Genomic DNA, 23,602 nt, shown 5'->3' on the forward strand with positions numbered 1-23,602 from the left:
GAATGGAGAATAGATCAGATTTAATTATTCATTATTTGAAAACTAATAAAATATTTGAGATTTTTTCAGAAATAGATACAGCTTATTTTCAAATAAATCATTTTGAAAAAGGCAAGTTTATTTGCAATATAGATGACGAAATGGATCGTTTATATTTTGTAGTGAAAGGTAAAGTAAAAGTTTATACGATTACACCAGAAGGAAAGAAACTAATTCTTCGCTTTATCAATCCATTGGCGGTTGTTGGTGATCTTGAATTAATACAAAAAAGCAAGACTCATAATGTCGTTGAAGCGTGTTCAGATGTTGTAGCTATCTCCATTTCTAATAGGGTTATTAGAAACAAGTTATTACATGATCCTATATTTATGAACTTCTTGCTTGAAAACATTGCGAACACGTTAAAAATATCGACCCGTTTTACAGCTCTAAATTTACTTTATCCAGTAGAAGTGCGTGTAGCTAGTTATTTACTATCAATTTCAACCGATAGTAACGGAAATATGTATAAAGAGGATTTAGATGCAACTTCCATATCAAGTATTGCTGATTTTATAGGAGTAAGTTATAGGCACGTAATTCGGGTGTTACAGAAATTAAATAAAGAAAAATTAATTGAAAAGAAAAATGGAGTTATCGTAATTAAAGATTTTTCTAGAATGAAGGAAGTTGCTAAAGATAATATATATGAGCAATGAAAGGGAGAGGAATATTTTGATTGGATTTAGTTTAGCTATATTTGCTGGAGTATTAATTAGCTTACAATCTATTTTTAACACAAAGGTCAATGAATGTGTAGGACAGTGGTTAACAACTGCATTTGTTCTTGGAATAGGTCTCATAAGTTCTGGTCTATTTTATATCATAACAGAGAAAAGTATTAGCATTAATTTTTACACTACAAATTATTTGTTTTATATAAGCGGATTGTTTGGCATTGGATTAATTATTTGTATAATGGGTGCAATAAAGAGTTTAGGTCCAGCGTATACGGTGTTAATTAGTCTTATTACACAATTAGTTGTTGCATTATGTATTGATACATTCGGATTGTTTGGAATGGAGAGCGTTCCAATACAAATAAATAAATTAGTTGGAATAGGTGTATTAATTGTAGGGGTAGGAATTTTTAAAAATCTATTTTCGAATAAGAAAGCTATTCATATAAACAAGGATAGGGTCTAAAGAATTTAAAGGAAAAAGGTGTTAATGATTAGAATAATTACACTTAGCTCGAATGGCTGAGGAACAATTAACTGGCCAATATAGATTAGACTAAGTTAAAGAAATGAAAAAAAGAAACTATATATAAAACGGGTTCTTTTTTACATAAATTTCAAGATTTTTGATGGTGAACTAGAAAAATGGCTTCTCAAATTCTCTTAAAATGATCCTTTAAAGTAGAGTTAATACCATAGGTATCATTAGAGAAAAACCCTCATATAAGTAGTCAGAGGAGGTTTAAATAGCATTTTGTTTTTATTTATAGTATTTAATAAACTATAATACAACTTCATTTAAAGGTATTTTGATTCTTAATTAAAAATAAAGTGGAAAATTAAGAATATGTTGATGTGGTGCGGTATTCGAGCTAGGTAGCATAAAGATTAATAATACAAAGATGAACAACATATAAATAAAGTTTATTCATATGTTCTATCTCCTCTGCAATTCCTAGTATTTTTGAAATCTATATATTTCTTCCTCATTTGTGGAAAATAAAACTAATGTTGGGACCAGTAATATTGTGGGGGATTAGATAAAAATAGTTGTCCCTATATCGCCAGAATTTTAAATATTCTATTCGTTTTTTATGTTTTCTTTTTTTATTTTTGTACTGATGATAAGATTCTTCTCTCAATTAGATCTTTAAATAACGTAGACCTATTTGGTGCTTGAATTTCTTCCAACGTGTACTTTCCGAAGCATAGTGGTTCATAAATAGTCTTATCATTGTCCTCTGTTGTTAATTTCCCGACTTTTTGTTATCTTTGTCTAAAATTTGAAACACAGTAGGTTTTCAGTTTTACATTTAAATTAACATTATCTATTTTTGGAATTCAATTTGTACAAGTAATTGAATTGAAATTTTGTTTGTTGGTTCTTGCGGTGGTACAGTATCTCCTGTTACTTTCGCTGTATTTTGAATCTTTTTTCCAGCTTGGTCCTCGCATTGAGTACCACTGTATTTTGTATGTTCTTCACTGTTTTCTCAAGTGTAATGATTAGATCTTGTAGAATTAAGAAATGACCTTCGTTCATTTCATTTTCTTATCTACTCTGATATTTAGATGCTAATTACAATTAAATAATATATGATTTTCATAAAAAAGATATAGTAATATTTTGTCGTTAATTGTACTAATTTGATATTTTATAGTATTATTTGTCGTGAATTATACCTAGCAGAATATATTTTATGAAACTATAAAAGGAACAATGCGGAAATTTATCAAATAATTTACTTAAAAGGAGAATGTAATGAATACTTCTATCGATATACAACACTTGTGTGATCTTGCACATAAAGCATTTAATGCCCCTGTACATATTTTATCTACAGACAAAAAAATTTTATATCATTCTACATCTGATGATATATATAGTCCTTTTTATTCTTCAAAAGAAGAACATCTTAGTGATATTTATCAAGAAAACGATCCCTTTAACTTACCACTTTTCAGATGTAACAGCTATCTTGAAAATTTTGTTCTAATACATATAGAAAATCATGATCACATTAAAGGGACTATTATTATCGGTCCCACTATACATCCAAAAGGTTCAGATGATATGACCATAAAACTTCAAAAAGAATTTAAATCAAATGATAAAATTCAAGAAAGACTAGCCTATTATCAGTGTTTATCTGAGATTAAAAAAACTACATTAATTGATATGGGAATTTTATTACATTACATGATTTTCAATGAAAAGTTAGATGTAGGTATTGTTTTAGAAAAAAATAAAGTACTAGAGGAAGTTCCTAATAAAATTGTGAAACCTGATTTATATATTTTAAAACGCCGACAAAACAAACCTAAAACTCACAACATGGCATTAGTAAATGATTTCTTTTTGACTATCAAAGAAGGAAATAAAAAAAAGTTAATACAGTATATGTATGCAGTTTCACAAGAGGATGTTGAACTGATGTTAATAGAGGATCCGCTCAGGAACCAAAAAAACCTTGGAATTATTGCGATTACCTTAGCTACTCGATATGCGATAGAAGGAAACCTGCCACCAGATATTGCTTTTGCTCATAGTATTTTATATATACAAACTCTGGAACAATTAGATAACGTAGAATCTGCAAAGCGATTGTCAGGAGACGCTTTACGTACCTTTGCAGATCGTGTGAAAGAATACAATGCACAAAAGTATTCATACGCGGTTACTACATGTATGAAACATATTAATAAAAATGTTTACGATGGAATAACTCTCAATGAACTTGCTAATCATTTGGAAATTACCCCTACTTATCTGTCTAAACTATTTAAAAAAGAAATGGGAATTACTTTAAGTGAATATATTCAAAGGGAACGAGTGGAAGAAGCAAAAAAATTATTAACTCTAACTACTTATTCGTTATCAGATATCTGTGCTTGGCTAAACTTTAATGACCAAAGTTATTTTACGAGGGTTTTCAAAAAAATTACTAGCATGACCCCTAGACAGTACCGTGAAAAATATACAATAATATAGGCTTGTTATTTGGTTTCAATGTAAAAACTTAAACATAGGTGTAAGTAATCTCTAAAACTTGAAAATACTGAGCTTATTACTCTAGAAAAAGTGTGTGATTTGTTTAGATAAGGAACTTGTATTTAAATAGACGTATGATCAACCTGATATTATCTTGTTAGCGGAACAGTTTCAATTTTCAGGAGTTGGCAAAAATAATGGAGAAACGAAGCTTATCTATTTTTTAAATAATAATTAGGCGCTGGATTTATCAGTATAGTTCTGAATTAGACAAACGAGTCTGACGTCAGCTCAAACAAATAGCTTTTGAAGAGTCCATGAAACATATATCCAAGCAAAAGCACAATGGAAATGTTTATACCATATTGTTAACTTGAAACACTATTTTTCTAAAGAAAACAAAAAAACAGAAGGCTGCAAAGGATTTTTAAGAAAGTTTTGCAGCTGTTTTATATTTTAAAATATATGGTTATAACGATGAATAAGTTTATAGATTAATATCTCCATTTTAAATATTTATTAATGTTGATATTAGGGTATATTTCGTAAAAATTAATAATGTAACATATATCACATGATATATCTATGTTTTATGCAATTATACATTACTAAATAAAGGTAAAAAAGTATAAAAAAACCTATTAAATTATTCTATAAGTATTTTTTCTAAAATATAATTTCTTGGTTAAGCTAAAATAGTTATTTTTTAACCTTATATATATTAATTTGTAATCATTACAATTACAGAGGTGAAATTTTTAATTAATTATATTTGTATAATGTTTTTGGCTCGTGTTTTTACTTAACAGTTAAATTATTGAGTACAATCGACAAAATTTTGCTATTTACGCATTAAAAATTTAATGTTTTAATGAACAACATAACTGGTATGACCAGAGAGAAAGGAGAAGATTACGCTAATAGGAGTATAGCGAAGTTGTAAGTAACATTATGTCGAAAATAATTTTCCTAATAATCAGTTAATTAATGAGAGACCTAGAATCTCAAAATGATCAAGTTTGTAATAAAAGTGTTCTAAGTTTTTGCATAACAAAAGTGAATTTATTCCGCAATAAAAGTATAAGCAATGTACAGTATAAGTTCGTCTTTTGTAGTCTTGTAAGGCTCTTGCTGACAAAACTAAGAGACATATTATGTAATTGATATTAAAGTCAAAACAGGATTAACTGTAAGCATTGGCTTATCAATCCTCGTGGCTCTGTAAGTTAAACCGCAACTCTTTGGGAGAATTAATATATTACTACCCATTGGGTGTCTAATTCAAATATAGCTGATGAATTTTTATTGTTTATTTTTTGGAAAATAAAGTATCTAAATGAGAGATGAGTAAAATTCTTACATCCTATTAGAAGTAAAAAATAAGGATAACACCCTATCTGAAAGACTTCTCTTTCCTCATCCGTGTACAAAGAGTGAGCCTAGCGCTAGGTCGTACAAGTTATATGAATCAAGTTATAGAAAAAAATGGTAAAGGAGTGTACGGAATGAAGAATAAAATAATGACAGGATTTTTAATAACATCCATTGTAACTGGAGCGACTATTCCTATCAATACTCTCGCAACACCAATCGTTCAAGCAGAAACTCAACAGGAAAACATGGATATTTCTTCATCATTACGAAAATTAGGTGCGCAATCTAAATTAATCCAAACGTATATTGATCAATCTTTAATGAGTCCTAATGTACAGCTAGAGGAAGTCCCAGCTTTAAATACAAATCAATTCCTAATCAAACAAGATATGAAGGAATGGTCATTGGAACTCTATCCACAGTTAATTCTATTAAATTCAAAAAGCAAAGGATTTGTAACAAAATTTAATAGCTATTATCCGACATTAAAATCGTATGTAGACAATAAAGAAGATAGAGAAGGTTTTGTGGATAGACTTGAAGTACTTCAAGAAATGGCTATGACGAATCAAGAAAATGCGCAACGACAAATTAATGAGTTAACTGATCTTAAATTACAGCTTGATAAAAAATTAAAAGATTTCGATACTAATGTGGCAACTGCGCAAGGCATATTAGGTACAGATGGAACAGGAAAAATAGATCAGTTAAAAAATGAAATATTAAATACCAAAAAAGCAATTCAAAATGATTTACAACAAATTGCATTAATACCAGGAGCTTTAAATGAGCAGGGATTTGCTATATTCAAAGAAATTTATAGTCTTTCAAAAGAAATTATTGAACCGGCTGCTCAAGCAGGGATGGCAGCGTATAACAAAGGAAAAGAAATTAACAACTCTATTCTAGAAGCGGAGAAAAAAGCAGCGCAAGAAGCGACAGAACAAGGTAAAACTGCTCTAGAAATTGAATCGGCCAAAAAAGCAGCTCGTGAAGCAATTGAGAAAAGCAAACAAGGTGAAATAGCTGCAGCTGCAGCCGCAAAAACGCAAGAATATGACCTGATGAAAGCCATTGATACTGAAAAGATTAAGAAAACATTTGGTGTCTTCGCAGAAGTAAATAAACTAACAGCAGAGCAGCGATCATATTTAGATGACTTAGAGAAACAAAACCAAAAAATATATGATTTAACAACGAAACTATCAATAGCAGATTTGCAAAAATCAATGCTTCTTCTTTCACAAAATGATTTGCATACGTTTGCAAATCAAGTAGATGTAGAACTTGACCTACTAAAGCGCTATAAAGAAGATTTGGATCTAATAAAAAATAATATTACAAAATTATCTACTAATGTTGATGCAACTAACGAGCAGTCTCAAAAAGATACATTAAGACAATTAAAAAATGTAATAGGTTACCTTGAAGAACAGGTATATAAATTTTGATATTACGTTTTTGGAAAAACTATGAAAATTCTAGGAATATAGCGAAAAAAGGAGAAAAATGATGAAAAAATTCCCATTCAAAGTGCTAACTTTAGCCACTCTGGCAACGGTTATAACTGCTACTACTGGTAACACTATTCATGCATTTGCACAAGAAACGACCGCCCAAGAACAAAAAGTAGGCAATTATGTTTTAGGTCCTGAGGGACTGAAGAAAGCATTGGCTGAAACAGGGTCTCATATTCTTGTAATGGATTTGTACGCAAAAACAATGATTAAGCAACCGAATGTAAATTTATCTAATATCGATTTAGGATCAGAAGGAGGAGAGTTGCTCAAAAATATTCACCTTAATCAAGAACTGTCACGAATCAATGCGAATTATTGGTTAGATACAGCGAAGCCACAGATTCAAAAAACAGCTCGTAATATTGTAAATTACGATGAACAATTTCAAAATTATTACGACACATTAGTAGATACTGTACAAAAGAAAGATAAGGCAGGTCTAAAAGAGGGCATAAATGATTTAATTACAACAATTAATACAAATTCAAAAGAGGTAACAGATGTAATTAAGATGCTACAAGACTTCAAAGGGAAACTATATCAAAATTCTACAGATTTTAAAAATAATGTTGGTGGTCCAGATGGGAAAGGCGGATTAACTGCAATATTGGCAGGTCAACAAGCAACGATTCCACAACTTCAAGCTGAAATTGAGCAACTTCGTTCTACTCAGAAAAAACATTTTGATGATGTATTAGCATGGTCAATTGGTGGGGGATTGGGAGCAGCTATTTTAGTTATTGCAGCCATTGGAGGAGCAGTTGTAATTGTTGTAACTGGTGGTACAGCAACACCAGCTGTTGTTGGTGGACTTTCAGCTCTTGGAGCAGCTGGTATCGGCCTAGGAACTGCGGCGGGTGTCACGGCATCTAAGCATATGGACTCCTATAACGAAATTTCAAACAAAATCGGAGAATTAAGTATGAAAGCAGATCGTGCTAATCAAGCAGTTCTTTCGCTTACTAACGCGAAAGAAACATTGGCATATCTATATCAGACTGTAGATCAAGCGATTTTATCTCTAACAAATATTCAAAAGCAATGGAATACAATGGGCGCAAATTATACAGATTTACTGGATAATATCGATTCTATGCAAGACCACAAATTCTCTTTAATACCGGATGATTTAAAAGCTGCTAAAGAAAGTTGGAATGATATTCATAAAGATGCAGAATTCATTTCAAAAGACATCGCTTTTAAACAGGAATAGAACTGAAAATGAAAACTTATATTGGAGGAATAGAAAATGATGAAAAATATCCCGTACAAACTAATCGTTGCATCGGCTCTTTTAACTATGACAGCAACTCCTGTAGTCTCACCAGTAGCAGCTTTTGCAAGTGAAATTGAACAAACGAACAATGGAGATACTTCTCTTTCTGCAAATGAAGCGAAAATGAAAGAAACCTTGCAAAAGGCTGGATTATTTGCAAAATCTATGAATGCCTACTCTTATATGTTAATTAAGAATCCTGATGTGAATTTTGAGGGAATTACTATTAATGGATATGTAGATTTACCTGGTAGAATCGTACAAGATCAAAAGAATGCAAGAGCACATGCTGTTACTTGGGACACGAAAGTAAAAAAGCAGCTTTTAGATACATTGACTGGTATTGTTGAATATGATACAACATTTGAAAATTATTATGACACAATGGTAGAGGCAATTAATACAGGGGATGGAGAAACTTTAAAAGAAGGGATTACAGATTTACGAGGTGAAATTCAACAAAATCAAAAGTATGCTCAACAATTAATAGAAGAATTAACTAAATTAAGAGAATCTATTGGAAAAGATGTTAGAGCATTTGGAAGTAATAAAGATCTTTTACAGTCGATTTTAAAAAATCAAGGTGCGGATGTTGAAGCCGATCAAAAACGTCTAGAAGAAGTATTAGGATCAGTAAACTATTATAAACAATTAGAATCTGATGGATTTAATGTAATGAAGGGTGCCATTTTGGGTCTACCAATAATTGGCGGTATCATAGTGGGAGTAGCAAGAGATAATTTAGGTAAGTTAGAGCCTTTATTAGCAGAATTACGTCAGACCGTGGATTATAAAGTAACATTAAATCGAGTAGTTGGAGTTGCTTACAGTAATATTAATGAAATGCATAAGGCACTTGATGATGCTATTAATGCCCTTATTTATATGTCGACGCAGTGGCAAGATTTAGATTCTCAATATTCGGGCGTTCTAGGGCATATTGAGAAGGCAGCTCAAAAAGCGGATCAAAATAAATATAAATTCTTAAAAAATAACTTGGATGCAGCGAAAGACAGTTGGAAAACATTAAGAACAGATGCGGTTACATTAAAAGAGGGGATAAAGGAATTAAAAGTGGAAACTGTTACTCCACAAAAATAGGGAAATATTTATTCTATTGCAAAGTAATCCATAACATAGAGAGCCTATGATTACACTGTTAAACAGTAAAGCGATAATTAATAAATCCTTATATATTAAAAAGGCGGAGTCTCATTAAAGACTTCGCCTTTCACTTATATATAAGTTTTATCCAAATAAAAAGATAGTCATGTAGTTTACTTGTTTTTAAAAATTTGTAACAGAATTAATCAATAGGGGACAGGTTATATAGATTTGCTTAATAATATCGAATCTATGCAACAACATCGTCTTTTAATAAGAATAGGACTTGAAATCATACTCTATGCAGGAGGAATAAGAAAAGATGAAAAAAAAACCTTATAAAATACTGGCTGTATCAGCATTTTTAATTATGACAACTACCTATGCAATCACACCAGTAGCAACCTTTGCAATTGAAACTGAACAAACGAACACTGGAGATATGTCTCTTTCAGCAAATGAAGAAAAGATGAAAAAAACTGTACAAGATGCTGGGTTATTTGCAAAGGCTATGAATGAATATTCTTATTTACTAATTAATAATCCGGATGTGAGTTTTGAAGGAATTTCTATTAATGGGTATGCAGATTTACCTAGTAAAATTGTACAGGATCAAAAGAATGCAAGAGCACATGCTGTTACATGGAATACAAAAGTAAAAAAACAGCTTTTAGATACATTGACCGGCATTATTGAATACGATACAAAGTTTGAAAATTATTATGAAACATTAGTAGAGGCGATCAATAATGGAAATGGGGATACTTTAAAAAAGGGGATTACAGATTTAAGGGTGGGGATTCAACGAAACCAAAAGTCCGCAAAAGCGTTAATAGAAGAATTAACTAAATTTAAAAACGCTATTGGAGAAGATGTTAGAGTATTTGGAAGCCATAAAGAGACCTTGCAATCGATTTTAAAAAACCAAGGAGCTGATGTAGAGACTGATCAAAAGCGTTTAGATGAAGTTTTAGGACAAGTAAACTATTATAAGAAATTAGAATCTGATGGGTTAATAATGGTGAAAGTCCCTTTTATCCCCACGCTTATTTCTGGTGGCATAATGATAGGTACTGCTAGAGATAATTTAGGTCGATTAGAGCCTGATTTAGCAGAATTACGTAAAACTGTAGATTATAAAATTACATTAAATCGTGTAGTCGGAGTTGCATTTCATAATATTAGTGATATGCATAGTACGATTGATAGTGCTATTACTGCTCTTACTTATATGTCCACACAATGGGATGATTTAGACTCTCAATATTCGGGCGTAATGGGGCATATTGATAAAGCTGATGAAAAAGCTGATCAAAATAGATATAAATTTTTAAAGCCTAACTTGAATTCAGCTAAAGACAGTTGGAAAACATTAAGAGCAGATGTTGTCACATTACTAGAAGGCATAAAAATTGCAGAGAAGAAAGAACAAGATTTTATGAATCTACTTCGTCCATCAAACGTTTTTTACTTTTATAAAAAAATCCATAACGCATACACTTTTGAAATAAAGACTGGAACAAATGCACCAAATGCGTCTTATAAAGTTATGAATTTAACTAAAAACACTGTTCATCATATGTGGAGTGGAGGTGCTAATACAAGCATGTGGGCTGACTGGCTTTCATTCAATCCAAATGATGAATTTGCGGTGGTAGCAGTAGTGGATGGAAAAGAATATGTTGTATATAAAGACAAAGTAGAAAATATAATGAACTGAACCTGAAAAAATGCATTAATTGGAGATGGTACACTAAACTAGACACCAAGTTAATTGAAAAATTGACCGGCATATGGCTCCTTATTTCCTAGAACACCTAGCTAAAGCAAAGGAATTCGTACATAGATTAGTTGACATTTATGTAGGTTTCATCCATTTTCAAAGATAGTTTTTCTTTTTTGTTTTATTTTTCAAAAATCACGAATGAAATTTTCGCATTTACGAACTCAGCACATAATGGTTGTTAGATGAATTGGCATACCACGTCCCTTTAGAATTTCAGGCATATTATGATAACTTAAAGAAAAAAATAATAGTAGCAAATGGCTACTATTATTTTTCTTTAAAATATCACATCTATCATGTTCCTTATTTGCTTTCCCAGAATTTATTCTAGTTAAAAAAAACTTGCACCAGAACACATATTGTTCTGATGCAAGGTTCGCTGCAATATAAAATACACGACAGTAAGGGCAAGACATAAAATGTTATTTCAAATGAAACATATGTATATGTGAAGTAAGGTAAAAGAGGGGCTGCTCATAACCAGTAGCCCTTCTTTATAACGTTATTTTGCAGGGAAATGTTCAAATATACGTTATATATCATATTCCTCTTTTTCGGAAGAGCAACAAGAACATCTAGCTTAAAAATTTTCACAACAGAGCCAGATAACGTGTTAAAGTATTAATTACTGTGCATGTAAAGATAAAAAAAAGCCTTACAAAAAGATGTTTGTAATAGTTTAGCTTATACGATTTTAGGAGATTAATAGTACTTTGTGCCGTTATTATTAACCTAATTTCCAAGAAAAAGAGGTGAATGTAGGATGACTAAACCTTTTAAAAAAAATAGTCGTTATATGGTTGGATTGGACAGTCTAAGGGGCCTAGCTATACTAGGTGTTATTTTGTATCATATTAATTTTAATTGGATGCCTGGAGGATTTTTAGGAGTTACTGTATTTTTTGTACTTTCAGGTTATTTAATTACAGATATTCTAGCCATAGAGTGGAAGAGAAATAAGAGAATTGATTTAAAAAAATTCTGGCTTAGTAGGGCAAGGAGATTGCTTCCAGGAATGCTTGTTATGCTCGTTATAACGTTGGCATGGATTACAGTTTTTCATAGCTCTTTACTTGAAAAAATGCGCGGAGATTCATTAGCGGCATTATTTTATGTTAGTAACTGGTGGTATATTTATCATAAATTATCGTACTTTGATAATTTTAACCAGCTTTCTCCATTGAATCATTTTTGGTCGTTAGCAGTTGAGGAACAATTCTACGTTGTTTGGCCGTTTATCATTAGTTTAGGGCTTTACTACATAAAAAAACAATCCCGTATGATTTTATTAATTTGTCTGGGAGCCGTTGCTTCAGCTTTAGCGATGGCAATTTTGTATGAACCTGGAGCTGATCCGAGCAGAATATATTATGGTACAGATACGAGGGCCTTTTCCTTACTTATCGGAGCGGTACTTGCCTTAGTTTGGCCAAGCAATAGACTTGCAAATAAAATTATCCCAAAGGCGCGTTTCATTCTTGATGTAGTGGGGGGCATTGCCCTTATTATTATTTTGGTTATGTTTTGGAAGACCAATCAATATGATCCATTTCTATACAAGGGAGGAATGGTTCTCTTATCAATTGCAACAGCATTGTTAGTCGCAAATCTAGCTCATCCAGCTAGTCGTATTGCTCAATTTTTACGATTTAGACCTTTACGTTGGATAGGGATAAGATCGTATGGCATATACCTCTGGCATTATCCAATTCTTACATTGACGACTCCAAAGGTAAATGCTGGGGATTTTTCATTAATAAGAGCAATCCTTCAATTTCTTTTGATTATATTGATTGCGCAAATTTCATGGAAGTTTATTGAAAAACCAATCCGACAAGGTGCGCTCCGGAACATTCAGTTTAAGAATTTAAGAATTCAAAATGTCACTTTAGGTGTTAAGTTAGCTTTAATTTGTACATTATTCGTTTCGTCGATAGCGGTTGTAGGGTTATCAAAAGCTAGTAAGGCTAAGGAGAACTCTCAACAAGATAAGGTGAAAGCAGCACAAACACAACCGGCGCCACATCCAGTTGCAGTTTGGGAAAATCCAAATCAAGAGACGCCTCAAAAACAAGGGGAATCAAGAGAAGTAAATTCTGCGCAACATAAAAATTCACTCACAGTTACTGCGATAGGCGATTCCGTTATGATTGATATTACTCCGTATTTAAAAAATACTTTTCCTGATATTAGGATTGATGCCCAAATTGGTCGCCAGCTGTCAAAAGCGATTCCGGTAGTTGAACAGTTAAAATATGAAGGTAATTTAGGAAATTATGTCATTATTGGATTAGGTACAAATGGAGCCTTTACTACTGAGCAACTTGTTTCATTAATAAAAGTAATTGGAAACGAACGTAAAATCATATTTATTAATACGAGAGTACCACGTCCGTGGGAATCAATCGTGAATGAGAGACTGAAAGTAACGGTATCTGAATATCCGAATGTAACTCTAGTTGATTGGTATGCAGCAAGTGCTGGAAAGAAAGACTACTTTGCACCTGACGGTGTGCATTTAACCAAAGTAGGTGCAGAAGCATACGCAGCACTTGTAGCCAAAGCGGTGAAGCAATAATTAAATATGTTTTATTAACTTCTGTTAGGTAAGGAAATGGTTCTGAGTATGAGGTGCCACTCTGAGGTTTAATTACAATTCAAAAAAGAATATTATTCATGTTCTTCTAATCTAAGATTTAGAGTGGCCTGACTCACTTCTGTAATTTGACATGAAATATATGCAAACCTGAAAAGAAAGAAAAAGAACTAGAAGAGGCTACAAAGAATACAAAATATGAAGTTGAAATATTAGGAAGAGACTCCGCAGGTAGAAGCACTGCAAATACATTAAAAGAGCAACAAGTAATAAAAAAATTAATTCAAATCCATAAAGTATAGTTCTAAGGAGAATACCAATGACAGATCCTCGTTGGCCCAAAGAAGGCGACTGGGTGAAAATGAAAACTTGCCTTCATGGTAGCCAGCTGAATTATTTGAAGTATCTAACCCTTTACAACCTTTAGAATGGTATTTTGCGGATCATAAACATAGTAAAGCGACAACGATACAATATATATGGGGTTATAAATAATTAGCTTTAAATGATAGACATGCTCTTGGTTTAATAGAAAGGGAGAATAAAGATATTGCAATATTTTTAAAGCGAAAAGCCGAAATTGAGGAATTAGAAGAATCGTAATAGTGAAGGAATTGATTAATTTATAAAAAACGTAGGAATTAAATATTCCTACGTTTTTTTGTACATAACATTTAAATAAACACCTTATTTTTGGGGGATTTACAGTTTCAAATGGAAGATGCCCTGATTTTCGATTTGAATCAATATGATACTATTTACATGTATTGTCATGTACGGAATTATATTTTTTTGCACCTGAACTGTGTATATTATTTGTAGGATTTTCTGTTTTTTTGTCGAATATATCTTTAATGCAAGGAGGGACATTACATGATTATTAAAGACTATTTCATCAATCTTTCTATTTTTTCTTTATTAGTTAGCGCAGCGATATTTATTCAAGTTTTTTTGGTTCATTCCAGGCGATATTTCGAAAAATTCTATGGAGGGATTATTGCAGTTACTTTGATGCTCTTTTCTTTTCCATACATGGGATTTTCCTACGATCTTCGAGTTGTTCCTCTTATTCTATCTTTTATTTACTTTGGTCGCATTGCTGGTTGGATTACACTAATTAGCATAATTATAATGCGTATCTTTTTCATTGGTGGGTATTGGGAGCCACCTGTGATTGCATATTTAAGTATGAGTGTTCTATTTTTTACTTTTAAAACATATTTTAAAAACCTTCATCCTTTTAAAAGTGCATCTTTATATTTTTCTATTTTTGTCGGAATAAAGTGGTTAGTTGGTGTATTCTTTAATACTACGTTACTTTACTCTGGAGGTTTATTATATATAGCGTTAGGACTTTTAATTGGGCTATTTCTTATGGAAGCCTACCAGAGATTGTATTATTTAACACAGGACTTATCTAAAATGAACCGGGAATTAAAAAAATCCAAGCAAGAACTTACAGATACCGTACATGAGCTTCAAGGAGGGATTTTTAAATTTAAAAAAGTGGGTAAGCACTTTATACACACTTTATGTGATGGACAGTTTTATTATCAAAAAGGATTTTACTCTGAACAGGTGGTAGGGAAAAGCTTACGGACTATTGATGCCTCTATTGTTCCACCACATTTAGTTTCACAATTGATGAAGTATTATCTTCAGGCATGGGAAGGGAAAGAAATTATATTCGAATTACCTTGGCCAGATGATAAAACAATTATTCTTATTGCACTTAGGCCGATTAAACGAAATGGACAAGTTATTGAAGTTGTTGGTTCTACAGTCGATATAACCGAAAGGAAAAAGGTAGAATCAGAATTAAGAGCTACCAAAGAATTACTAGAATCATTTATAAAGCATAATGTAGATGCTATTACCATATCTGATCGAGAAGGGCATATTTTACAAGCAAATAAAGCTTATGAAAAGATATTTGGATGGTCATTAGAAGAAATCATAGGTAAGAGATTACCTTGTGTACCAGATTTCTTAATGGAAGAATCACTCAAAAATATTCAGAAAATTCTAACAGGAGAATCCGTAGTTACTAGATTAGAAACTGTTAGACGACGTAACGATGGAAGTCTTCTTGATGTCAGTCTGACAGTTTCTCCTATATTAGACGTAAGAGGAAATGTGATAGCTTTATCTGCAATATGTAGAGACATCTCTGAAAGAAAACAAGCAGAAAGAGAGCGACATCGATTACATCAACAATTAAAAGATAGTGAAATGAAGTACCGTGCACTAATCGAACAAGCAACTGATGCAGTATATGTAGTAGAGCTGAATGAAAATTATGTTCCCAGTCGATTCATTGAGGTAAACCCTGTTGGTTGTAAAAGATTTGGATATAGTAGAGAAGAGCTGCTCTCGTTACCATTTCCAAATGTAGTACCACAAGATTCTAAAATGATTGTAAGGTTGTTAGAAAAAATTAGAGAGGGACAAACTTCCTTCACTTTACAAGATGAATATGCTTTTCCAACAGGAAAAATAATAACAACTGAGTTTAGTGTCCGTGTTTTTAACTTAAATGGTAAAAAGGTTTTCCTGAGTATTTCTCGTGATATCACTGAACGGCTAAAAACAGAAGAATTACTACGGAAATCTGAAAAACTTGCTGTCGTAGGACAATTAGCGACTGCAATGGCTCATGAAATTAATAATCCATTAACCGCAATGAAAGGGTTTATGCAATTACTAAAATCAACGGAAACTGAGAATAATCAGGGGTATATAAATATAGTATCATCAGAGATTGAGCGTATAGAAAGTATTACTAATGAATTTATGGCGGTAGCCAAACCACAGGTGGTAAAGATACAACCTAATGATATTAGTGTGCTAATGGATCAAGTTTTAATGCTACTGCAACCTCAAGCAATGATGAATAATATAAAAATTTTAATTGATTTTACACCTGGTATTCCATTGATTCCATGTGAAGGAAATCAATTAAAACAAGTATTTGTTAATATTATAAAAAATGCAATTGAATCTATGCCAACAGGAGGAGAAATTTTGATTCAATTTGATAAACTTGATAATAATCAAATAAGGATTCGCTTTATCGATCAAGGATGTGGGATTCCAAAAGAACGTATACCATACTTAGGAGAACCTTTTTACAGTATTAAGGAAGAGGGAATCGGCTTAGGATTAATGGTATGTTATAAAATTATTGAAACACACCAGGGGAAGGTATTTATTGAGAGTGAAGTGAATAAGGGAACTATAGTTGAAGTCACTCTTCCAATTTGCACACTTCAAAATTAATACATTCTTTTACTGAAATTTTATAAATTAGTAAGCAGTTAGCTTTGGCTAGCTGTTTTTTTGTATATATTGTAATCGATTCTTCATATTACGGCTTTTTAATGTTTCATATATAGATTTTAAAAACTCTGTAAGTGTTTTGTAACATTTACGAGAGACTTTTTTAACAGTTATGAGAGAGAAAAGAAAGATTTGTTATATATGATGAAATTAATCTTACTAGTAGGTGTTCTAATTGACCTAGAAACCAAGGAGGAAAAATAACAATGAAACAATTGAAGCCAGCAATTAGTGTATTAGGTAGTGTATCGATGGCACTGACTTTAGCATCTCCTGCTTTAGCAGATGTAAAACAACCGAATCCAGGAGGTACAGTTGAAATATTCAAAGAGAATGTAAATGTAAAAAAAGAAGATAAGAATTTCACGCTCGGATCTGATGGGGAAATAGGTTCACTCATTACACAAAACATTGAAATGGCAAACAACGATTGGGATAAAGATGGTATTTCTAACGACTTAGAGATGAATGGATATAAAATTGAATTCAATTCACAAACTGGAAAAAATGAAGCGAAAGCATGGGATCCCGAGAAGGATAAAGGGAAACCAAAATTTATATCGAATCCTATGAATGCAAATACGGATGGTGATCCTTTTACTGATATGTATGAGGTTGAGAATTATAACAACGATTCTGATACTAATTTCAATCCGATAGTTGCCAACATGCCGAATTTGCAAATTGGTGTCAAACGAATTGAAGTAATTCCTATTGCAACCATTACGGATAATAATGGCGGATCAGTTAGCAGAGGATGGGAAAAAAGTGTATCTACACAACATTCATTTAATGTAGGTTTAAGTGGTTCAGGTGGTGTAGAAGGCTCAGCAGCCGGTCCTGTTCCTTCCGGAAGTGTTTCAGCAAATGTGGGATACGGATATTCAAAAACAACTACGGAAACGGAGAGTTATACAAATAATTTTGATTGGTCTACTGCAACAACTGTGGATACAGCGAACGCAGCAAAATTACGGGTACATTTGGAATATAAGAATGTAGGAACAGCATCCGCTGAAAATGTTTCGCCTCATTTTAATATTCGTTTAGGAAACAAAATTATTAATACTGTAAAGGCAACACAAGATCGTTATAAAGCAAACTATTTAAGTACAGAAAAAGGTGGACGGAATAAAACAGAAGTAGTAATTGACAGTTTAGAAGGACAAGCAGATGCGAATATTGTCTTATCTTTGGATGAATTGAAAGCTGTTGAACAAGGGGAACTTCTTTCGATTGAAGTTTTACCTACAAGTACAATGGATTTATCTATTGAAAAAGGTGAAGAAATTATGCATTTGGGGGATTCAGGGAGATATGAGTCTAGAGTAAATGCAGCTACTGAACAATTAGAAACAGATATAGGAAATATACCAAAGTTTAGGGTATATACTCCTAAAGACAAATCCCTTGCTGATAAGCCAGTTTTATCCTATAACGAAGTTTTTCAACATGTAAATATAGATACGAAAAAAGTAAATCATATTGTAAACAAGGCTAAAAGTACTAATAACGTATCAGTAGTTTCAGCTAATAATGGAACTGATGCATTGAACGATTTAAAAGCGGGACAGGGAAATCGCGGTTATTTACATAAAGACTCTGTACACGGTGCTTTTGCAAAACTACAGCAACCAACATTAGTAGAAGGTAGTTATGATTCTGTGACGCAAAAGATTAGGGCAACAATTTTACCTGGTTTATTTGGTGTGAGTAAAGAGATTCCTACTACTTATAGTAAGAAATGGAGTGCTCCGTCACAAACAGTAACACTAGTTAAACGTGAGAATGGATTTACATATGAGTCTAGAGAAAATATACACCCTATTAAATCTGAAATTGCTGCGCACAGAAAAGTTACATTTGAAATCAATGACGCACACAATCTAACCCCTACACAAAAGATTGATACTGAAATTAAAGCTAATAAAGAATTTGAAGATTATGTAGTAGATAATTCAGGTGAATTTGTTACAGAAGGGGTTCCTTATACCGTAGCTTCATATGGAAATACAGCTTATTGGGGAAGTCATCATGCTGGGAATAAATGGGAGTATCTTTGGACTGAAAAATCTAGCGATGAAAAAGTGAATGTAATTATTGAAAGAGTAGGTCAACCTCGACCTGGAAAACCAATTAAAAAGGATGAAGAGGTATTAATTAAATTTCGAAATCCTATTTATTCAGATTATGCATATTTAAAACTTCAAGATAGTTATATCCATTTAGATCAAAAACAGAATGCAAGTACTTTTAAATTTAATCATGCATATCCAAAGAATTTCACTGGATACCATAAGCAATGGAACATACTATCTAATGGTAACAAGTTAAAGGTAGGATATTTAATCGATTATATGAAATATGGTAATGGAGAGAATGGGACTGATACTATAGCATGGAATCTATCAAGAGTTCAGTAATAGGTAACAGTCCTGTTGCTAAGTTTGAAAAGAGAACCGGAAATGAATTGAATCCGAAAAGTTAGATACAATAATTTAGGTTACTAATAAGGAATGAGTTCGATGTTGAATCGGACTCATTCCTTTTAATTTATATAATTTAGTAACTACTATTTTAAATGCCTATCTAGTCATATAAGTAATCAAATGTTAAGATTACTATCTGTATTACAAAATTTATTTTCTGAATTTTCATTGGATAATAGAAACAATAAATTTTGTGTTATTGGTGAAAAAGAAGTGAGGATAGTATATGAAGAAAAGAATTTTAATTGTAGAAGATGAAGAAAATATTCGAGAAGTATGCAAACGGTATTTAGAAAGAGAAGAATATGAAGTTTATACCGCTGTAAATGGTAAAGAAGGTTGGGATTTATTTCTTACACATCAACCAGATTTAATTATATTAGATTTGATGATGCCAAAAAAAGATGGATGGGAATTATGCGAGGAAATTCGTCAACAGTCAAATGTCCCTATTATTATGTTAACTGCTAAGGGAGAGGAAAGGGATCGAATTTTAGGCTTAACAATGGGGGCAGATGATTATTTAACAAAGCCATTTTCCCCTCGTGAATTAGTATTAAGGGTTCAAATTATACTAAGAAGAGGAAGCCATGTACCAATACAAGCGAAAGAATCTCTATTGGAAGTGATAGAGTTTCCAGATTTAAAAATATATCCAAAGACAAGATATGTACTTGTTTGTGATAAGGAAGTGGAGTTAACGGTGAAAGAGTTTGAGGTACTTTATCTCATGGCAAAGCATCCAAAACAAGTATTTTCTCGCTCGCAGCTTCTTGAATTAATTTGGGATTTTGGACATGAAGGGGCATCAAACACAGTTACCGTGTTAGTGAGTCGTTTACGTGAAAAGCTCGAAAAGCATACGCTAAAGAATCGTTGGATTCATACGGTTTGGGGTATAGGATATCGCTTTGAGCCAAATGGAGGAAATGAAACATGAGATTACGTATTCAATTGTTACTCATGAATCTATTAAGTACCAGTATTATGGTAATTGCTATATGGTATAGTGAGACGAAAATGTTACTTGAACCGGAACAAACGCGGTTATTAACAGTAATTGCATTTGTGGCATTCATTATTTCAACGTTTATTTATTGGTTAATGACACGTCCTATCATGAAATCTATACAAAATTTAATAAAATTGACGAAACAATTTAGTGATAGACACTTTGAAACGATGTATATAATTGGGCAAGAACCACGTGAGTTTAAAGAATTGGCAACAGCCTTTCAACAGATGGCAAAAAAATTAGAAGAAGGGTTTACTAAGTTAGAGGAACAGGAAAACTCTCGTAAGGAGCTAATTACCAATATCTCACACGACTTACGAACACCTATGGCTAGCATGCAAATGATGATAGAAGCATTACAAGATAACCTGATTGAAGATCCTGAAATAAAAAAGCAATACTTGGCAACGGTTTTAAAAGAAATAGAAAGATTAAATGGATTAATCAACGACTTATTTGATCTTTCAAAGTTAGAGTTTGAGCAAGTAGATTTTCACCCAAGTTTTACACATTTAGATAAAGTTCTATTAGATGTATTAGAGTCACATTCTGTCTTATTAGGAGACAAACAAATCCATGTGCAATTGGATGTCCCTGATACATTACCTCGACTCTTGATTATGCCTTGTAAAATTGAAAGGGTCATAGGTAATTTATTACATAATGCAATTCGATATTCTCCTATCTCTGGAACAATTGAATTGACTGTAGTGGAAAATAAATCAACTCAACAGGTCCAATTCATTATGCGGGATGAAGGAATGGGAATTTCTCCAAATGATCAATTACGTGTATTTGAACGTTTTTTTAGAACAGATCGATCAAGAAGTTCACAATCTGGAGGTTCCGGACTTGGATTAGCTATTGCAAAATCATTAATTGAAATGCACAAAGGGGAAATTGGTGTAAGGAATCGCGCAGATGGTAAGCAGGGAAGTGAATTTTGGTTCACTCTTCCCATCACATCAGTAAAAAAATAAGATGGCTGAAAGACTTTTGTAACATTTACGTTAGAAAAATGAAAGACCTTCTTGTTAACATACTACTACACAGTATGTTACAGGAGGTTTTTTACTTTATGAAAAGAAAATATGTATGGCTTATAGGTGGTTTAATAATTGTATTGGGGATTTTATGGTCATTGTTCCGACCAGAGAAATTATTTATTGATAAGCACGTAAATGAATCATTGCCACAAGCAGAGATACAATCAACTGAAGTAAGGCAACAAAGTGATCGAGTAATAAGGGAAGGTCAGTTTCAAAACGGTGTCCATGAAACAACTGGAACGGCAAAAATTCACCAATTAGCGGATGGAAAACGTGTTTTACGACTTTCTAATTTTGCAACATCAAATGGGCCAGATGTACGAGTTGTATTAGTTCCTACAAATCGTTTGAAAAATAATGAAGACGTAAAAAACTATCAGTATATTGAATTAGGAAAATTAAAGGGAAATAAAGGAGACCAAAACTACGAAATTCCTGAAGGGATAGATGTAAGTGAATATGGTTCGGTTTCTGTTTGGTGTAAAAGATTTAATGAAAACTTTGGTACGGTTTATTTTAATAATTAAATATGAATTTAAAATTCCCTCTTACAGGCGAAATTCATATGGGTTATGGTAAAAGCTGCAGCGGACTTAGTTGCTAAGAAGGGCACTCATAAGAGTGTCTTTTTCAAATTTCTCAATTTTTGTATATTTTAGTGCAATTGGACGTTTACGAAGAGATTTTATTCGTGCATAAATAATTTTAAGAGTATGCCAGGAAATCTTTGATTTATCAAGAAAAATTAAATTTAAAATGTATTATATACAGAAGCTACTTGAGGGGTGTTAAGATGCCAAATTTCTCATTTTGGGGTAGTTGCTTTTCATAGCTAGATGACTATGTATCGGTACCCCATAAGAAAAAGGCAGGAACATATCAAATATGTTCCTGCCTTTTTCTTATGTTTAACATGTATAACCTAAATATAAATGTATTGAGGTCTTCTTTATTTATTATTTTTTAAACCGCAAATGAACAAACTTCAACATCTTTATTGCGTTTACAATTCGCATCATAATACGTGTACTACCATCCCAATCTTTATTTGTAGGTATACCTTTAAAGAAAGGGGAGCAGCTTAATACTTTTATGGAAGAAGACCATTTTTCTATTGATTTTGGATTGTTTACATAAAAATACATCATCGCGCCGTTATTGCCAGATTTTTTTACAGTTGCATTCGAAAGGTTCAGTGCGAATTTTGATTCAGCATCAAAATATAGCTCTCCTCCAGGAAAACGTTTTGACATAGCAACTATGATCTCTTTTAAATCTTCTTCTTTAAAGTAATAAAATACGCCTGCTGATATAAAAAGAATACCGTCGTTTGGATCATATCTTATATCGTCAAACCAAGAAGTATCAAAAAATGATTTAGCGATGCTAATATTCCTCGGTGTATCTTCAATTAAAGTCTTGCGAAAAGAGATTGCATCGGGTAAATCAAGGTTATACCAATGTATTGTACCGTTATCAATTCTTGAAAAAGTAGTATCTAGTCCTGAACCGATATTTACTATAGTGGCGTTCGGGTGTTTTGCTATAAATTGTTTTATCGCATCATCAATTTTTCGTGCACGAGTAATGTATGTGACACATCCGTATTCGCCAAATGTATTTGCTATTGTTGAGAAGTCAAAATCGCATTCTTTAATTATTCGAATAGCCTCTGTATCATCTAAAATATCCTTATTCTTCTCACTGCCATATGCTCTTCCCCATAGGGGAATAAGCATCGTACCTTGTACGGATTGTAAATCTAATTCTTTAACCATGAAACATCCTCCGTTTAATCATAAACAATATATTTAGTCGTTATGTAACATTTTTGAGAGCATTGTATTTGTTTTATATAGTCCGTAAGTTAAATCCCGCCTATCTTCTTCAGATAACTTTTCGAGGTTTACTGTGAAATTTTTATAAATTTGTTTCCATCTCTCATAATGTACCTTTTCAGCCTTTTCTGTCAGAGAAATTAATACAGCTCTTTTGTCTACCGTATCTTGTTTTTTTACAATATAGCCGTTTAGTTTTAAATTACGTACAGTTACACTTAATTGTTGCTTAGGAATGTTTAAATAATTAGCAATCATCTTTGAATTTACAGGTACTTTTTGCTGGGCGAGATACTCCACTACGTGTTGTTCTAAATGTGTAAATTCAGAGGATTTTTCTGATAGTAATTTGAAAGTACCTGACATATTTAATAATAAATTCATGTATTCGTTTAATAATTCTTTATGGGGCATTATTTTCGCTTCCTTTTTGGATTTAGTCATTATTTTATTACTAATTTAGCTATAAATCAAATGTTTAAACTTATTATAGTAAATTAACATT

The 23,602-nt window shown here is 32.2% G+C and carries 15 protein-coding genes and 1 pseudogene; 14 read left to right on the forward strand and 2 right to left on the reverse strand.

The features are described from left to right. The first annotated feature begins 2 nt into the window (after positions 1-2). The 14 genes and pseudogenes from DPQ31_RS11430 to DPQ31_RS11495 all read left to right on the forward strand — a co-directional run bounded on the left by DPQ31_RS11430 (position 3) and on the right by DPQ31_RS11495 (position 21,786). A complete protein-coding gene (locus DPQ31_RS11430) occupies positions 3-698 on the forward strand; it encodes a Crp/Fnr family transcriptional regulator (protein WP_208731912.1) in 696 nt (231 codons plus the stop codon). A gap of 16 nt (positions 699-714) precedes the next feature. Then, complete coding sequence (locus DPQ31_RS11435; RefSeq protein WP_208731913.1) at positions 715-1,185, forward strand: DMT family transporter; 471 nt, start codon at positions 715-717, stop codon at positions 1,183-1,185. 1,296 nt (positions 1,186-2,481) lie between these two features. Then, a complete protein-coding gene (locus tag DPQ31_RS11440) occupies positions 2,482-3,711 on the forward strand; it encodes a helix-turn-helix domain-containing protein (protein WP_087971222.1) in 1,230 nt (409 codons plus the stop codon). Between the two features lie 1,505 nt (positions 3,712-5,216). Further along, complete coding sequence (gene hblC, locus DPQ31_RS11445; RefSeq protein ID WP_098711907.1) at positions 5,217-6,536, forward strand: hemolytic enterotoxin HBL lytic component L2; 1,320 nt, start codon at positions 5,217-5,219, stop codon at positions 6,534-6,536. 61 nt (positions 6,537-6,597) lie between these two features. After that, positions 6,598-7,818: a hemolytic enterotoxin HBL lytic component L1 gene (gene hblD, locus DPQ31_RS11450; RefSeq protein WP_000714444.1), complete on the forward strand. Its 1,221-nt coding sequence runs from the start codon at positions 6,598-6,600 to the stop codon at positions 7,816-7,818. A gap of 36 nt (positions 7,819-7,854) precedes the next feature. Beyond that, entirely contained in the window at positions 7,855-8,982 is a 1,128-nt protein-coding gene (gene hblB / locus DPQ31_RS11455) for a hemolysin BL binding component B (RefSeq protein ID WP_208731914.1), read from the forward strand. A 325-nt stretch (positions 8,983-9,307) separates the two neighbouring features. After that, positions 9,308-10,705 (forward strand): hemolysin BL regulatory component HblB, encoded by a 1,398-nt coding sequence (locus DPQ31_RS11460; protein WP_208731915.1) that lies wholly within the window; start codon positions 9,308-9,310, stop codon positions 10,703-10,705. Between the two features lie 829 nt (positions 10,706-11,534). Beyond that, the gene (locus DPQ31_RS11465) at positions 11,535-13,349 is read left to right on the forward strand and encodes an acyltransferase family protein (RefSeq protein WP_199631998.1); all 1,815 of its coding nucleotides are present in this window, start codon (positions 11,535-11,537) and stop codon (positions 13,347-13,349) included. A gap of 369 nt (positions 13,350-13,718) precedes the next feature. After that, a pseudogene (locus DPQ31_RS11470) lies at positions 13,719-13,970 on the forward strand (hypothetical protein); the annotation flags it as partial. Between the two features lie 270 nt (positions 13,971-14,240). Then, complete coding sequence (locus DPQ31_RS11475; RefSeq protein WP_199631999.1) at positions 14,241-16,646, forward strand: PAS domain S-box protein; 2,406 nt, start codon at positions 14,241-14,243, stop codon at positions 16,644-16,646. 266 nt (positions 16,647-16,912) lie between these two features. After that, a complete protein-coding gene (locus tag DPQ31_RS11480) occupies positions 16,913-19,129 on the forward strand; it encodes a binary toxin-like calcium binding domain-containing protein (protein ID WP_208731916.1) in 2,217 nt (738 codons plus the stop codon). 292 nt (positions 19,130-19,421) lie between these two features. Continuing rightward, the gene (locus tag DPQ31_RS11485) at positions 19,422-20,135 is read left to right on the forward strand and encodes a response regulator transcription factor (protein WP_098711901.1); all 714 of its coding nucleotides are present in this window, start codon (positions 19,422-19,424) and stop codon (positions 20,133-20,135) included. After that, positions 20,132-21,190, forward strand: coding sequence for a sensor histidine kinase (locus DPQ31_RS11490; protein ID WP_208731917.1), 1,059 nt, complete (start codon positions 20,132-20,134; stop codon positions 21,188-21,190). The genes DPQ31_RS11485 and DPQ31_RS11490 overlap by 4 nt, the downstream gene beginning before the upstream one ends. 98 nt (positions 21,191-21,288) lie before the next feature. Further along, a complete protein-coding gene (locus tag DPQ31_RS11495; protein WP_208731918.1) occupies positions 21,289-21,786 on the forward strand; it encodes a DM13 domain-containing protein in 498 nt (165 codons plus the stop codon). Between the two features lie 429 nt (positions 21,787-22,215). Here the strand turns inward: DPQ31_RS11495 and DPQ31_RS11500 are convergent, their stop codons facing one another. Further along, positions 22,216-23,037, reverse strand: a complete 822-nt coding sequence (locus tag DPQ31_RS11500; RefSeq protein WP_199632001.1) for a class I SAM-dependent methyltransferase — start codon at positions 23,035-23,037, stop codon at positions 22,216-22,218. Between the two features lie 33 nt (positions 23,038-23,070). Continuing rightward, positions 23,071-23,511: a MarR family winged helix-turn-helix transcriptional regulator gene (locus tag DPQ31_RS11505; RefSeq protein WP_208731919.1), complete on the reverse strand. Its 441-nt coding sequence runs from the start codon at positions 23,509-23,511 to the stop codon at positions 23,071-23,073. Positions 23,512-23,602 lie beyond the last annotated feature (91 nt).

The sequence above is a fragment of the Bacillus sp. COPE52 genome (assembly GCF_003355115.1).
Classification (GTDB): domain Bacteria; phylum Bacillota; class Bacilli; order Bacillales; family Bacillaceae_G; genus Bacillus_A; species Bacillus_A toyonensis.